This is a genomic window from Oleiphilus sp. HI0086 (genome assembly GCF_001635225.1).
Genome location: NZ_LWFZ01001141.1, coordinates 1 through 649, shown reverse-complemented (window position 1 = coordinate 649; position 649 = coordinate 1). Strand labels below are relative to the sequence as shown.

At 38.8% G+C, this 649-nt stretch carries 2 protein-coding genes; both read right to left on the bottom strand.

Annotated elements, in window-relative coordinates; translation table 11 throughout:
- Positions 1-272, bottom strand: a 272-nt coding sequence (locus tag A3756_RS20120; protein ID WP_197481410.1) for a hypothetical protein, incomplete at its 3' end; no start/stop codon positions are given.
- Positions 273-370: 98 nt separating this feature from the next.
- Positions 371-649, bottom strand: a 279-nt coding sequence (locus A3756_RS20115) for a type II toxin-antitoxin system HigA family antitoxin (RefSeq protein WP_156490631.1), incomplete at its 5' end; no start/stop codon positions are given.

The following is a 649-nucleotide window of genomic DNA, read 5'->3' as shown; positions in this document are numbered from 1 at the left end:
AAGTCATTCTTTCTAAAATCGACAGCAGGCTTTTCTGCCACCAAAAAACTCCACAGCAAAAATTTTTCTATGTCAGAACGGAATCTAATGTAAGTATGCTCAGATTTGTTTCTGCCAAGGAAAATCAAATACTCTCGCGCCCAATCCCAGTGTTCACGGCACCACTTAGGGTTGTCGTTGAAAAACTGATCTAGCTGTGGGTAATCACGCCAGTCAAAGTCTTTAAGCTCGTTGTATGCTGGGAATAAAGGGATTGATCTTGGAGTTGCCATAGGACTTAACGCTTTATGAGTAAAGACTAGATTAACTCATACACTATGTCCAATAATAGATCTTATTGGACACTTTAAAGATTAACTGTACAGCCTGGTCAGAAAAATAACGACGGACTGATTTCGAAACGTCTTGAAAGTTTTTCAATATGCTCTTTAGTAAGTGACCTCTTCTCGCTACATATCATAGATACTGAACTTTTCGGGCCAATCTCATTTTTAAAATCTGACATAGTTAAGTTATGCTGATCCATCAGCAATCGCAACATGGATGCGCCTGCATCTTTAGACTCGATACTAGTGTTAAAATCATGAAACTCAGGGGCTTCTTCTTCATACGCATGAATTTTTGCCCACAAGACATCAATAAGAAGCAA